Source organism: Actinomyces sp. oral taxon 170 str. F0386, assembly GCF_000195595.1.
In the GTDB taxonomy this organism is placed as follows: Bacteria; Actinomycetota; Actinomycetes; order Actinomycetales; family Actinomycetaceae; genus Actinomyces.
In genome coordinates this window covers 1-12673 of sequence record NZ_GL882539.1, presented here as the reverse complement: position 1 = coordinate 12673, position 12673 = coordinate 1, and the positions used below count along the sequence as shown (strand labels likewise).

General features: G+C 64.7%; 14 protein-coding genes and 1 pseudogene. 5 read left to right on the top strand and 10 right to left on the bottom strand.

Annotated features, from left to right (window positions below; translation table 11 throughout):
- Positions 1 to 85: 85 nt before the first annotated feature.
- From HMPREF9056_RS06685 to HMPREF9056_RS06640, 10 genes are all read right to left on the bottom strand, one after another.
- Positions 86 to 457 (bottom strand): hypothetical protein, encoded by a 372-nt coding sequence (locus HMPREF9056_RS06685; protein WP_009403972.1) that lies wholly within the window; start codon positions 455 to 457, stop codon positions 86 to 88.
- Positions 447 to 995, bottom strand: coding sequence for a hypothetical protein (locus tag HMPREF9056_RS06680; protein ID WP_009403971.1), 549 nt, complete (start codon positions 993 to 995; stop codon positions 447 to 449). The genes HMPREF9056_RS06685 and HMPREF9056_RS06680 overlap by 11 nt, the downstream gene beginning before the upstream one ends.
- A complete protein-coding gene (locus HMPREF9056_RS06675) occupies positions 992 to 1648 on the bottom strand; it encodes an RNA polymerase sigma factor (RefSeq protein ID WP_034514144.1) in 657 nt (218 codons plus the stop codon). The genes HMPREF9056_RS06680 and HMPREF9056_RS06675 overlap by 4 nt, the downstream gene beginning before the upstream one ends.
- A complete protein-coding gene (locus tag HMPREF9056_RS06670) occupies positions 1638 to 2285 on the bottom strand; it encodes a hypothetical protein (protein ID WP_009403967.1) in 648 nt (215 codons plus the stop codon). The genes HMPREF9056_RS06675 and HMPREF9056_RS06670 overlap by 11 nt, the downstream gene beginning before the upstream one ends.
- Positions 2286 to 2298: 13 nt before the next feature.
- Complete coding sequence (locus HMPREF9056_RS06665) at positions 2299 to 2847, bottom strand: DUF6286 domain-containing protein (protein ID WP_009403966.1); 549 nt, start codon at positions 2845 to 2847, stop codon at positions 2299 to 2301.
- Positions 2844 to 3260, bottom strand: a complete 417-nt coding sequence (locus HMPREF9056_RS06660; protein ID WP_009403965.1) for a hypothetical protein — start codon at positions 3258 to 3260, stop codon at positions 2844 to 2846. Before HMPREF9056_RS06660 ends, HMPREF9056_RS06665 begins: the two co-directional genes overlap by 4 nt.
- A gap of 2 nt (positions 3261 to 3262) precedes the next feature.
- Positions 3263 to 3439 (bottom strand): hypothetical protein, encoded by a 177-nt coding sequence (locus HMPREF9056_RS14345; protein WP_009403964.1) that lies wholly within the window; start codon positions 3437 to 3439, stop codon positions 3263 to 3265.
- 32 nt (positions 3440 to 3471) lie between these two features.
- Positions 3472 to 3948 (bottom strand): Asp23/Gls24 family envelope stress response protein, encoded by a 477-nt coding sequence (locus HMPREF9056_RS06650; protein WP_009403962.1) that lies wholly within the window; start codon positions 3946 to 3948, stop codon positions 3472 to 3474.
- A 299-nt stretch (positions 3949 to 4247) separates the two neighbouring features.
- Positions 4248 to 4505, bottom strand: coding sequence for a GlsB/YeaQ/YmgE family stress response membrane protein (locus HMPREF9056_RS06645; RefSeq protein WP_009403960.1), 258 nt, complete (start codon positions 4503 to 4505; stop codon positions 4248 to 4250).
- A 163-nt stretch (positions 4506 to 4668) separates the two neighbouring features.
- Complete coding sequence (locus HMPREF9056_RS06640; RefSeq protein ID WP_157185034.1) at positions 4669 to 5937, bottom strand: DNA recombination protein RmuC; 1269 nt, start codon at positions 5935 to 5937, stop codon at positions 4669 to 4671.
- Positions 5938 to 6165: 228 nt separating this feature from the next.
- Between HMPREF9056_RS06640 and HMPREF9056_RS06635 the strand changes: the two genes are divergently transcribed.
- The 5 genes and pseudogenes from HMPREF9056_RS06635 to HMPREF9056_RS14670 form a co-directional block, all read left to right on the top strand.
- Positions 6166 to 7821 carry an esterase family protein gene (locus HMPREF9056_RS06635; RefSeq protein ID WP_050793016.1) on the top strand — a complete coding sequence of 552 codons (1656 nt, stop codon included), beginning with the start codon at positions 6166 to 6168 and terminating at the stop codon, positions 7819 to 7821.
- A gap of 52 nt (positions 7822 to 7873) precedes the next feature.
- Positions 7874 to 8959, top strand: coding sequence for a redox-regulated ATPase YchF (gene ychF, locus HMPREF9056_RS06630; protein ID WP_009403955.1), 1086 nt, complete (start codon positions 7874 to 7876; stop codon positions 8957 to 8959).
- A gap of 50 nt (positions 8960 to 9009) precedes the next feature.
- Positions 9010 to 10536 carry a hypothetical protein gene (locus tag HMPREF9056_RS14120; protein WP_009403954.1) on the top strand — a complete coding sequence of 509 codons (1527 nt, stop codon included), beginning with the start codon at positions 9010 to 9012 and terminating at the stop codon, positions 10534 to 10536.
- Between the two features lie 698 nt (positions 10537 to 11234).
- A complete protein-coding gene (locus HMPREF9056_RS14990) occupies positions 11235 to 12008 on the top strand; it encodes a transposase (protein WP_367379063.1) in 774 nt (257 codons plus the stop codon).
- 501 nt (positions 12009 to 12509) lie between these two features.
- Positions 12510 to 12673 (top strand): annotated as a pseudogene (locus HMPREF9056_RS14670) (integrase core domain-containing protein); the annotation flags it as partial.

The window sequence follows — 12673 nt, the reverse complement described above, 5'->3', positions numbered from 1 at the left end:
CGGGCCACCGGTCAGCTGCCGGTGGCCCGACGTCGGCTCGTGCTGGAACCTGCACGAGGGTGGGGAACCGTTTCGGATCGGGTGTCTACAGCAGTGACTGCACCCGCACCGTGACCTGAGGCGCGTTCCTGTCTCTGACGCCTGAGGTGCCGTATTCCTCGTGTGCCTCGGAGGCGTTGTCGTGCTCGCCCGCCTCCGACAGGGCCCGGATGATGGTCTCCTGGACGTCGCGCACGATCTCCTTGACGGGTCGCGATCCGTCGATACCGATCTCGATGACGGCACTGTGCGAACCCGCCTCGACAACGACTCCGAAGCGGACCTCACGAGGGTCCTGCTGGCGAAGGTGGCTGCCGATCGCCCTCAACGTGCTGCCTATCCCCGGCTCGATTCCTCGTACGCCGGGGACGGCAGTGACCAGGTTGGCCAGCTCGGCTGCTGAGAGGCTAGTCGTCATCGTGGAGATCCTCGATGTGGACGTTGACGGTCGGGGACACCCCTAGGTTCTCATGGCAGGCTCCTCGAACGGCGTCGCGGACCCGCTGGGCGAGCTGCGGCAGGCTGTCCGTGGTGACATGGGCGGAGATCCGGCAGAAGATGGTCTCCGGAACCCCCAGGCCACGGTGGTCCTTATCCGAGGGCGCATGCTCGAATGAGGATCGTAGGGCACGTGCGCCGTGCACGGAGTCCACGGTTCGTCGGATGAGTGCCCGCAGCGAGAACTCGGACATGCTGTAGGGCCCCAGGTCGGTGGCGGGCATCTGCACCTGGGCACCGTGACGTGTCTCGGCGATGACGGCGTCCATCAAGTGGCGCTGCGGCATGACCGAGGCGCTCGCCTGAGACTCCAGCTGGTCCCACTCCTCGTGGAGGGAGGCGATCAGGCGCAGGTACTCCCGCGTGTCCGCGTCATCCTGCTCATGAGACCGGGCGAATGACCTGTCCGACGTCGTCAAGCGTCGGGCGCTGCGTGAGAGCTGGTTGGCAGTGCTCATGCCCACTCCTTCATCTGGCGCATGACGAGAGAGCGGGCGCGTGCCAGTCTCCCGCGGACGGTGGACTCGGTGAGGTTCAGGGTCTGGGCGATCTCCTCGTAGGACATGTCGTCGACCTCTCGGAGCACCCAGACGATGCGCAGCTCGGGCCGCACGGAGGCCAGCAGTTCGGCCAGTGCCTCGATCTGGGCATTGACCTCGTTGGACTCGGCCGGGTCAGCGGTGCTGCTCGACGTCGTCTCTGCCATGGCGCTCGCGGTCTCGAGACTCTCGGCGTCGTAGGGGTCGGTGGCTCGGCGCTGACGCTTGCGCGTCATGCTGGTGGCCTTGTTGGTGCAGATCCGCATGAGCCAGCCCCGAAAGGCGGCAGGCTCCCTGACCAGGTGAAGACTGCGCCAGGCCTGGATGAGGGTTTCCTGGACGATGTCCTCGCTGTCGTGACGGTTCCGCACGATCATGTAGGCGGTGCGGAACAGGCGCCCCTGGTAACGCTCGACGAGCTGTTCGAAGGCGTTGATGTCTCCGTCCTGGGCACGCAGGACCAGGTAGCGGTCCCTGTCATGGGACGGAGCGGGCGGAGCGCTCGGTTGTGCGGCTTGATGTGGACGCGGGCGAGGCGCCGGCACTGCCTCGTCCTGCGTCTCATGCGTCATCGCCATCCCCGGTGCTCTCGGGTGCGTGCCGCCCTGTGACGGTCTGCGAGACGTTGCGCGAGCTCGAGGATCGTTCCAGGTGCACCAGGGTGTCGATTTGCCTGGGGCGCGTGCCCAGGGACGTGGTCACGTCATCCTCGAGCCGGCGCCTGAGATCGGCGACGGCCCACTCGACCTCGCTGCCCTGGGACACGGTGGTGGTCGCTTGGACCCACAGGCTGCTTGGTGAGCCGGTGACCCACACAGTGCACCGCTCCACCCCGGGGACGTCCTGGGCCCGCTCGGACAGGGCCTGTGCCAGGACGTCGGGGCTGACGGTGGCCAGCAGGACGCCCTCGGAGTCGCTGAACCTCAGGGGCGAGGCGGCTGCCTTGCGGGGGACCTGCATGGCGAGGAGGGCCAGCCCGGCGATGATGGCGAGGACTGACGCCAGCGCGGCGGTCGGCAGGAGCCAGTGCGCCTGGGCCGTGATGACGCTGTCCACCCGGTCCTGCGCAGTGGCCAGGAGCGGGGCGACGTCGGGCCAGGACCGACCGGTGTCGAGGCCGGAGGCCAGCAGCCAGGACGCCGCTGCCGCGATGAGAAGTCCGCAGCCGGCCAGGGCCGTCCTGTTGAGGACGCCAGATACTGAGCGCATAGTGTTTTCCCTTTCAGCTCGTGTGCCGGATCCGCACGCGGCTGCGTGTGATGCCCACGGGCTTGAGTGCGTCCAGGGCCTCATCGGCCTTCTTACGGGCGGCTTCACGCACCGGGGCGAGGTCGTCCAGGACGCTGAGGACGACGACGTCGACTCGTGAGCGACGGGCGGTGACGGCGACGGAGTGGACGCCGTCGACCTGCTCGACCTGGGTCCTCACCAGGCCGGCCAGGTCCCGGCGCGTCACCGCGGTCTGGCCGGGGACGGCGTCGGGGAGGATCTCGACGTGCTCGGGGACCCCCGGCCACAGGGCCATGAGGATCATGACCAGGCCGCATACGGCGACGATCCCGGCGATGATGAGCACTGCAGCGGACCCGAGGGTGGCGGATCCGACGGCGTCGAGGGTGGTGGCGGCCCGGTCTGGCCAGGTGCCGCTCACGATCCGGTGCCCCAGCAGCCAGGATCCCAGGCTTCCGGCGGCGAGCAGCAGCAGCGCCAGGATGACGCTGGGTATGCTGCGGGACGGGCGACGAATGAGCTTCTGGACGGGTGCTCTCATTTCAGGCTCTTCCTGACGTGGCTGCTCGGATTGAGCCAGGAGATCTCGATGCCGATCTTGCTGACGCTCAGGCCGGTGAGGTGCTCGACGCGGCTGCGCACGTGTGCGCGCAGGTCCTCGATGGCGGAGGTCAGTGGCGTGGGGAAGACCAGGCCGAGGTCGAGGTGGAGGACGGCGACACGTCCGTAGAGCTCGCACCGGGCCTCGGGTCGGGACGCGAAGTGACGGCGGGTGCCGATTCCCAGGAGCCCTCCGGCGTTGGAGCCGACGTTGCCGGTCTCATAGGCGGCCTGGGCCGCGATCTGGGCGACGACTCGGGCCGGAATGGTGGTGACGCCGCGCTGCTCCCGGGAGGAGCTCTCATCCCGGGCGGGCCCCGGCTGCGTGATGGCGGGCTTGATCGCGGTCGCCATCGTCACTTCCTTCGCCGATCCAGGATGCTTCGGACATCGACCCGGCCCTCCAGGTAGAGGCCCACCGCCAATCCGGCCAGGCCACACAGGGTCACCAGGACGAAGTCGGCGAACGAGCCGAAGGCGAGAATGGTTCCAAGGAACAGGCCCACCAGGAGGGCCAGGTACGTTGTCTTCATGAGAGCTCCTCAGATCAGGGCGTTGAGACGGATCACTTGAGGTCGGCGGTGTCGGCTGCGTCGGAGTCCTCGTCGGGCAGGTGGACGTCGGTGACGTTGATGTTGACCTCGACGACCTCCAGGCCGGTGGTGCCCTCGATCTGCTCGATGATGTTGCGGCGGATGGCGTCGGCGACCTCGACGATGGAGACGCCGTACTCGACCACCACGGTGACCTCGACGGCGGCCTGGGTCTCGCCCTTCTGGACGCTGATGCCGCCGGTGACGTTGGTCTGGGCGTTGGGGATGCGGTCGGTCACCGCGCTGAAGGCGCGGCGCACGGCGTTGCCCATGTCGTAGACGCCGGGTACCTCACGAGCGGCCATGCCTGCGATCTTGGCGACGACGTTCTCGTCGATGGTGGTCACGCCGTGCGAGGTCTGGAGGGGGCCGCGGGGGGTCTTGTCCTCCTCGGCCTGCTCGTTGTGCTCGCGCTGCTGGCCGGTCTGGGGAATGGCGTTGTTGCTCATTGGAGCCTCTTTCGTTGATCCGTGGCACGGATGGTGGCAATGTGTTGTGGCGCGCGGGCCAGCAGGTGTTCCGTCAAGGTGCCCGGTGGATTCCGTGGCTTCCGTGGCCGGCTCGTGTGACTGGCCGTTGTGACTGACTGTTTTCGCTGTCCGTCACGACTGCCGCGCTGATAGAAGGACGCTGCTGGCCGGGGAATCCTCACGCCCTCAGCCCATGGCTTGCGTCACAAAAGACGGCGAAGCGGGTTTCGTGGAGGCGGTGAGTGCCTCCACGAAACCCGCTTCGGGGCGCTGAGTGCCTACTTCCTGCCGGTGACGCCCAGGTAGATGGAGATCGCGACGATGGCCGCGATGATGGACAGGGTCCAGCGGATCCAGTCGACGCCCGGGGTCTCGGCGACGCCGAGGAAACCGGCGACCGTGCTTCCGATGAGTGCGCCCACGGCGCCCAACGCGATGGTCCACAGCACCGAGATGTCCTGCTGGCCCCGCATGATGAGTCGAGCCAGAGCGCCGATGATGGCGCCGGCGATGATCATTCCGATGATTGACAGCATGGTCTCTTCCTTCGACGGTGTCCGATGAGGTGGGAGTATTCCTCATACGGACGTTGGTACGGTTGTGCAGCGTGGCAGTCAGTCATGAGACGAGAGGCAACGCTCCCTGATAGACGCCATGGAATGGTCGATCGTCACGGACTTCTCGTGTGGCGTGTGTTACCTACTGGTGGGTGGTGGTGCCGATCTCCTCGCCGTTGATCACCCCCGTGAGCTCGGGCGCGGTGAAGGTGCGCACCTGGGCGGCGTCGGCACTGATGAGCGCGGGGGAGTCCACCTGCTCGCCGAGGGTCTCCAGGGAGCGGGCGGTCACCAGCAGCCGGTTCTCCATGGAGCCGACCGCCTTGTTGTAGGCGGTGACGCTGCGCCGCAGCGCCCCACCAAGGGCGTCGAGGTGCCCGGCGACGGTTCCCAACCGCTCGTAGAGGGTGCGGCCGAGCTCGAGCAGCTCGCGGGCGTCGTCGTTGACGGCGGTGCGGGCCCAGGCCGTGGCGCAGGTGCGCAGCAGGGTCAGCAGCGACACGGGCGATGTCAGGGCGACCCCGCGTCCCAGCGCGTGCTCCAGAAGCGCGGGGTCCGCCTCCAGGGCGGCTGAGAGCACGGCCTCGGCCGGGACGAAGAGCACCACGAGCTCGGGGGAGTCCCCCAGAGCCCGGTCGTAGCGGCGCGCGGCGAGCTGGTCGACGTGCCCTCGCAGAGCCTTGGCGTGAGCGGCCAGGAGGTCACTGCGCCGCTCCTCGTCCTGCGGGCCGGAGCCCTGGACGGCGGTGGCCGCCAGGTAGGAGTCCATGGGTGCCTTGGCGTCCACGGCCAGGTACCCGTCCCCGGGCAGGTGGACGACGACGTCGGGCCGGGAGCGGCCAGCAGCCCCGGAACCGGAGTCGGTCGCGGCTCCGAGCCCACCGCGCCTCTGGACCAGGGCTCCGATGGTGCGCTGCTCGGAGAAATCCACGTGCCGCATCATCCCGGAGGCCTCCAGGACGCGGGCCAGCTCGACCTCCCCCCACATGCCGCGCGCCGAGCGCGAGCGCAGCGCCCCCTCCAGGGAGGCGGTGGAGCGGGCCAGGTCCTGCTCGCGCAGGGCGGTGGCCCGCAGCTGCTCGGCCAGGGCCGCGTGCTGCTCGGCCCGCTGCTTCTCCAGGGACTCCACCCGGGCCCCCACCTGCTCGAGCTGGCTGCGCACGGGCGCCAGGGCCCGCAGCACGGAGCCGTCCCGCTCGGCGCGCTCCTCGGCCACCTGGGTGCGTGAGGACAGCTCCTCGGCCCGGGCCTGCCACTGAGCGGCCTGCGCCCGCAGCTCCGCCACCTGCTCGTGGTCCGAGCGGTCCACGGTGGTGCGCCGGGCGATCGCTCCGACATAGCCAATGATGACGCCGATCGCCAGGCCGACGAGGAGCAGGAGGAGGGGAAGAAGAACGGAGGAGCTCATGATCTGATGGTGCCCCAGGGGTGTGACATCTATTCCGGCTCCTTAAGCACTCGATCTGCCCGCCGTCGGCTCGACCTCCGCCGCCCGTCAACCGACCGCTCGGCCATGGGCCGTCAGTCCCGCCCAGGACGCTCCTCCGCCGCTGGGAGGAGAAGAGGAGACGAACGGCACGGTCACTGTGCTACCTCGGAAGGATGGGTATTCGCACAGGCAGTGCCATGCTTGACGGACGTGAGCCTCTTTCGCGGTATCAACCTGACCAGCTCCACGACGATCTGGACCGTCGGCGTCCTCGTCGTCGTGTTCGCCGTCGTCGCGGCGGTGCTTCTGCCTCTGACACTGCCGACCGCCGCGCGCAGGAGCCCCGCACGGACGGGCGGCGCCACGGATGCGCCTGACCCCAGCGACAAGGCCACCAGTCACGGCTCGGGCGGCCGCACCATCGGCCCGGTCCTGGGGCATGGGCTCAAGGCCGCCGGCCGCTACTCGGCGCGCGCTGTTCTGTTCACCGTCCCGGTGCTGCTCGTCGTCGCACTCGGTGGCCTGCTCATCAACCGGCCCATGCACTACGTGCGCACCTTCGGCGACGTCATTGAGGCCGCCGCCCCGCACACCCAGGGCGCCTCGCGCGTCACACCGCTACCGGATGCCTCTGCCTATGACGCCGTCCCGGCCGAGGCGTGGAAGGCATCCTTCCAGGACGCCGGCAACGGCTCGCAGGAGGCCACCTGGACCGGCCCGGTCAGCGGCATCACCCTGCCGGTGCGCGTGGTCCTCCCGTCCGGGTACCGGCCCGACGACGGCCGCACCTACAACGTCATCGAAGCCATCCACGGCTGGGTCGGGGACCCACAGTCGGTGGTGACCGGCATGTCCTCCTCCAAGAACCTCCAGGCCGCTATCGACGCCGGGCGCATCCCGCCGTCGATCCTGGTCATCCCCTCGGTCAACGTGGACGGCAGCCAGCACGACTGCGTCAACATCGCCGGCCGCCCGCCCGTGGAGACATGGACCGCCGAGGAGATCCCCCGCATGATCCAGGCCAGCTTCCCCAACGTCACCACGCAGCGGGCCGGGTGGATGCTCATGGGGATCTCGGCGGGCGCCTACTGCGCGGCCCGGACAGCCTACGACGTCCCGCAGCGCTTCGGCTCGGTGGGTGTCCTGTCCTCCTTCGACAGCCCAGGTGAGGGGGTGCTGGCTCACGGCGGCAAGCAGCTCCAGTCGGAGAACACGATGTCCACCATGCTGGGGCGGCGTACGCCCGACGGCATGCGCTTCTACGTCATGGGGGCCCAGGACGACTCCACCGGCTCTGCCCGGGCCGCTTGGTTCATGCAGGACGCGGTGCAGAGACCCGACTCGGTGACGATCGATACCCCGCGTCAGGGCGGGCACTCCTGGGTCCTGTGGAACGACCGCCTACCGTCGCTGCTGACATGGTGGGGATCGGACCCGGCGGTGTTCGCCGCAGCCGGTCTGCCGGCGCCCGACGGCGATGCCTGGGCCGGTGCGAAGGCCGCCGGTATCAAGCCCCCGACACAGACCCCGAAGGACCAGCGCACGGCGGGCTCCCCCTCCCCGATGCGCGCCGACGTCTTCGAGCTCAACGGCCTGGGGACGATCATCGTGAGCGCGGTGGCGTCGCTGGCGGCGGCCGGTACGGTCCTGGTCTGGGCTCCCTGCTGGGGCCGACGGCGCGACGGCGCCAAGCCGTCAACGGCGCGGCTGGGCGGTGCGATCGTGGGGCGCTTCGCGGCGGTGGTGGTGGCGGCCTCTCTCATCGCGGTGACGGCGGGGATCGGGGTCAATGCCAGCGGGGGCTTCTACACCTCGTGGCGTGATCTGCGGGCCTCGGTCCGGGTGAATGACAACGCCGGGAAGTGAGTGAGCGCCGTCGGGGCGCACGGTGTCGGAGGGGCCGTCTAAACTCTCCTGCGTGGCACTTACCATCGGAATCGTCGGACTGCCCAACGTCGGCAAGTCCACCCTGTTCAACGCCCTGACCCGCGCGACCGTCCTGGCCGCCAACTACCCGTTCGCGACCATCGAGCCGAACGTGGGGGTTGTGCCGCTGCCGGATGCGCGCCTGGACAAGCTCGCCGAGCTGTTCCACTCCGCGAGGGTGGTCCCGGCGACGGTCTCCTTCGTGGATATCGCCGGGATCGTGCGCGGCGCCAGCGAGGGTGAGGGGCTGGGCAACCAGTTCCTGGCCAACATCCGCGAGGCGGACGCGATCTGCATGGTGACGCGCGCCTTCGAGGACCCGGACGTGGTGCACGTGGACGGCAAGGTGGAGCCGGCCGGGGACATCGAGACGATCAGCACCGAGCTGGTGCTGGCGGACATGCAGACTCTGGAGAAGGCGATCCCGCGCCTGGAGAAGGAGGTGCGGGGCAGGAAGACGGAGCCCGTGGTCCTGGAGACGGCGCGGGCGGCCCTCAAGGTCCTGGAGGAGGGGACGCTGCTGTCCGCCGGGGCGGAGGTCGCAGGGATCGATGCGGAGGTGCTCAAGACCTTCCAGCTCATGACCACCAAGCCGTTCATCTACGTGTTCAACATGGACGACGCCGGGATGAGCGACGAGGCCCGTCAGGCCGAGCTGCGTGAGCTGGTGGCACCGGCGGAGGCGATCTTCCTGGATGCCCAGTTCGAGGCTGAGCTCGTGGAGCTGGAGCCGGATGAGGCGGTGGAGATGCTGCATGAGAACGGGCAGGAGGAGTCCGGTCTGGACAAGCTGGCCCGGGTCGGCTTCGACACCCTGGGGCTGCAGACGTACCTGACGGCGGGGGAGAAGGAGTCCCGCGCGTGGACGATCCGCAAGGGGGCGACAGCGCCCCAGGCGGCGGGCGTCATCCATACTGACTTTGAGCGGGGTTTTATCAAGGCGGAGATCGTGAGTTATGATGATCTGGTCCAGTACGGCAGCGTTGCTGAAGCCCGCGCTCACGGCCGAGTGCGCATGGAAGGAAAGGACTACGTCATGAGTGATGGAGATGTCGTGGAGTTTAGGTTTAATGTGTAATACGTGTAATGACATGCTTTTTGCAACTAATATGAAAAAGGTAGAGAATTATGGGAACCGGTTCTGCTTCAGATAAAAGCAATGAGGAATCTCTAGATATTCTGAAGAAACTCACACTGCCTTCGCGATACGAAAATCTCGTAGCCGCCGTTGGACCCGAGGTCGCTCAACTATTAATCGAACCTAGCAGTGATACCCTAGACGCATTTAAACGTGCAGCCTCACATATTCAGGTTCAAGAAAGCGGATTATTTTTACCGATTTTCGCAGATTCTGGCACCGGGAAAACTACGTTAGTCAGTAGCGTTGGAATATGGATTCCAGATAGTTACGGCCCTACTGTCAGGCTCGCCAATGAAGAAAGTAAAGAAATTACCCTCGAGAAGTTGCGAAAAAAGGTAACAGATGCTGTTGATGAGCATAAAATTCCGATCAATGATGGTCGAATATTAGTGATCAACATCGATGGTCGAGAAAGCAATGGACCGTCACCTAAAGAATTGTCTGAAATTAAAATGTTTTTGAGGGAGCCTGGCACGGAAAGCGGAAAGCCGGGATCTCGAATCCTACTTGTTTGGTTAACTACAAAAGAAACGCTCTCGCGCGAAATGTCGAAGGAGTATGAAAACGTAGCCGGTCCGTCACCTGTCGCTATTCCTGTCAGAGTAAAAGGTCCAGAGCCTGATACTTGGCAACAAGTGGCTAAAAACACCCTAGAACTCGTCAACAACTTCAGTGGTCTTGAGGAACTGGGTGTTGATCCCGATAATTATGATCCTGTCGAATATAATTCCATTGGAAATTTTCTTCGAAAAATTAGTCAAGACTTTGTTGAGATGAAACACAGGCTGCTTGATTCAATGCGCATGCCGTTGCGGCTCGTATTTGTTTTTGTTAGTGAAAGCAGTAAAGCCGGCGTTTTGCGTGAACTAATCGGGAATCATTTCGACATGCTTGACTCGACGAAGCTCTTGGGAGCAACCAAGAACAGCGAGGTCGGCAGATATTGGTCCCGACATCGAGGATTGCTGCTAATTACCGTTTTGAGATTGCAAGCTCGTGCCACATTCGTAACCCCGGCACTCAGTGTGCCGATTCTTTATCGGTACGGCCCGAATGGTGTTCGTAAGGTGCAGCAGGCGAAATCTATTAAGTCAACCCCTAAGGTGATCTCTGATTCCTTTGAAAAATCATACTTCGGTAAGGTGTTGACTGGTGTGCCTACTGCAATGCCTGACGGTCGAGGTAGGTCGTCCAGTGAAACCGCACTCGAGGCGTTTCGTGCCATTGCAAAAGAAGAAAAATTCACGTTCGGTAAAGACAAAGAATTAAATTGTGCGTTTGGGAAATTTTTAAAACAAAATCAACATTCTGGCGAGGTGGTTGGCATTGAAAAGCAGCTTGAAGGATTTAAAATAATTCCTGACATCAGTCTAAAATTTGAGAACCATTTGACATGTCTAGAATTTCATTGGCGTGCGAAAGATCTTTTGAGTACTGATAAGTCTGCGGTGGCCCAATATATATTAAAGAAGCTTCAAATATATGCGGAAGGTATGCAGTCGGGTGTAAATTAAGTTAGTGGAGGTAAATATCTCTATTCGACTTCGATTCTTTGCTGCATCTGTATATCATAGTTTTGTGTTTAGAGTGGAGGTGAACACCCAGGCCAAGGGCCACTTATTTCGGTGCAAACGACCTGGAAACTCAGGCTGGTGGCCTTATGATTTCTGGAGTACAGTTCTGGGGTTCCCCTTACATGGCCACCAATCAATGAGGGAGATGGGAGGGGGCACGGGTCCCGTAGGGACGATGAGTGGTGTCTAGTCAATCCGTCGTCCCCAGGAACCCGCGTCGATGTCATCTTCCACCACGACCGCTATGTCACGTCAGCCCGTGATCCAGGTTCTCAGGAACGTGACCGATCCTCGCCATCAGTGGCGTGCGCTATAACCTGTTCACGGTCCTGTCCCTGGTCGTGACGGGGGTTCTGTCCATCAGCCTCATCCGGTTGGTCTGCAGCGCCAGAGCCGCTATCCCCTCGACCACCAGATCGCTGTCAAGACGTTCCAAACGAGCCATCAGGCTACTGACCTGACCAACCACCTAAACCGACTTCGCCCACCTCCTGGGTGTCATGCACCCATCTGTCCTGGGGTCGGAGACCTAGGCCAGGTGAATCGCGCCGGGTTTGATGGAGGCAGTGATGACACGGAAGGATCACTGTCATGGGACATAAGAGTACCCCGATGAGCTGCGCGAGCGAGCCACGAGGATGGCGTTGGAGGCGCTGGCCGACCCGGCGCGGGCCAAGGGCGCGATCCGCAGGATCGCCGACGAGCTGGGTGTCCACCCCGAGGCTCTACGGTCCTGGGTCAAGAAGGCCCAGGTCGATGGTGGTCTGAGGTCGGGAAGCACCACTGACGAGGCGGCCCGGATCAAGGAGCCGGCGTTGGAGGTCCGAGAGCTGCGCAGGGCGAACGCGATCCTGAAGAGTGCGTCGGCTTGTCTGTCGCGGCGGAGTGTGAGCGCCCGTCTCGCTGATCTGCCAGTACATCGACTCCCGCAAGGAGGAGTTCGGGGCCTGGCCGATCTGCGCCACGCTCAGCGAGGCTGGCGTACAGATCGCCCCGAGCACCTGACTCACGCCCGCCGTAGCCGGCCTCCTAGCGCCAGGAGCCTGCGCGACGAGACCCTCAAGGCGGAGATATCCAAGGTCCACAAGAACCAGCTACTCGGTGCTGGGGGCTCGCAAGATGCACGCGATGCGGGGCCGACCCGAGATTGCCGAGCGTCACGGTGCCGGTCACGTGGCCCGGTGCACCGTCGAACGCCTCATGCGGGTTATGGGTCTGCACGGTGTCAGACGCCAAGTCCCCGCGCACCACGCGCAGCGCGCCGCGGGAGCAGCGCCCGGCCGACCTTGTCAAAAGGCATTTCAGCGCTTTCAGGCCGAATGAGCTGTGGGTCGCCGACATTCCCCCGCAAGCGGGAGGTGCCCCCTCCTATGTTCGTACCTTCTCCGGGTGGGGCTATGTGGCTTTCGTGACTGACGTGTACTCGCGGCGGATCGTCGGCTGGCAGACCACCTGCCGGCCAGTGTGCACCGACCCGGCCCTAGACGCCCTGAAAATGGCTATCTGGCAGCGGAAACACACCGGGGCTGATCTCTCTGGCCCGGTGCACCACTTGCGACCGTGGGGTGCAGTACAGTCCATCCGCTACGGGGCTGCCCTGTCCGACTGCGAGGCAGTTGCCTCGGTGGGTTCCCAGGGAGACTCCTTTCGGCTTCGCTCTGGCTGAGGCACTCAACTCGCTGTACAAGGCCGAGCTTCTCCGTAACCAGGGACCTTGGGAGGACATCGACGCCGCCAGTGGTCGCCACCGCTGAGTGGGGCCACTGGTACGGGCACCATCCGCCCTCACTCCGCCATCGGCATGCGCACCCCCGCCGAGCACGAAGCCGCCTGGGCGCCCGACGCCTACCGCCAGGAACAACCAGCCACCACCACATCCAGATAAACCAGCCTCCACAAAACCCGGGGCTTGACAGGGGACCTCTTACGACAATGCTCTGGCCAAGGCGCTCAACTCCCTGCACAAGGCCGAACTCATCCTTTGGCCAGGGCCCCTGGCAGGAAATCGATGCCGTCGAGCTCGCCACCACCGAGTGGGGCCACTGGCTCAACACCACCCGGCCACACTCCGCCATCG

Bases quoted from the DNA above. Each gene is read 5' to 3' on its own strand.
- HMPREF9056_RS06685 (WP_009403972.1), bottom strand. From the start codon at position 457: ATGACGACTAGCCTCTCAGCAGCCGAGCTGGCCAACCTGGTCACTGCC.
- HMPREF9056_RS06680 (WP_009403971.1), bottom strand. From the start codon at position 995: ATGAGCACTGCCAACCAGCTCTCACGCAGCGCCCGACGCTTGACGACG.
- HMPREF9056_RS06675 (WP_034514144.1), bottom strand. From the start codon at position 1,648: ATGACGCATGAGACGCAGGACGAGGCAGTGCCGGCGCCTCGCCCGCGT.
- HMPREF9056_RS06670 (WP_009403967.1), bottom strand. From the start codon at position 2,285: ATGCGCTCAGTATCTGGCGTCCTCAACAGGACGGCCCTGGCCGGCTGC.
- HMPREF9056_RS06665 (WP_009403966.1), bottom strand. From the start codon at position 2,847: ATGAGAGCACCCGTCCAGAAGCTCATTCGTCGCCCGTCCCGCAGCATA.
- HMPREF9056_RS06660 (WP_009403965.1), bottom strand. From the start codon at position 3,260: ATGGCGACCGCGATCAAGCCCGCCATCACGCAGCCGGGGCCCGCCCGG.
- HMPREF9056_RS14345 (WP_009403964.1), bottom strand. From the start codon at position 3,439: ATGAAGACAACGTACCTGGCCCTCCTGGTGGGCCTGTTCCTTGGAACC.
- HMPREF9056_RS06650 (WP_009403962.1), bottom strand. From the start codon at position 3,948: ATGAGCAACAACGCCATTCCCCAGACCGGCCAGCAGCGCGAGCACAAC.
- HMPREF9056_RS06645 (WP_009403960.1), bottom strand. From the start codon at position 4,505: ATGCTGTCAATCATCGGAATGATCATCGCCGGCGCCATCATCGGCGCT.
- HMPREF9056_RS14120 (WP_009403954.1), top strand. From the start codon at position 9,010: ATGGGAACCGGTTCTGCTTCAGATAAAAGCAATGAGGAATCTCTAGAT.
- HMPREF9056_RS14990 (WP_367379063.1), top strand. From the start codon at position 11,235: ATGGCGTTGGAGGCGCTGGCCGACCCGGCGCGGGCCAAGGGCGCGATC.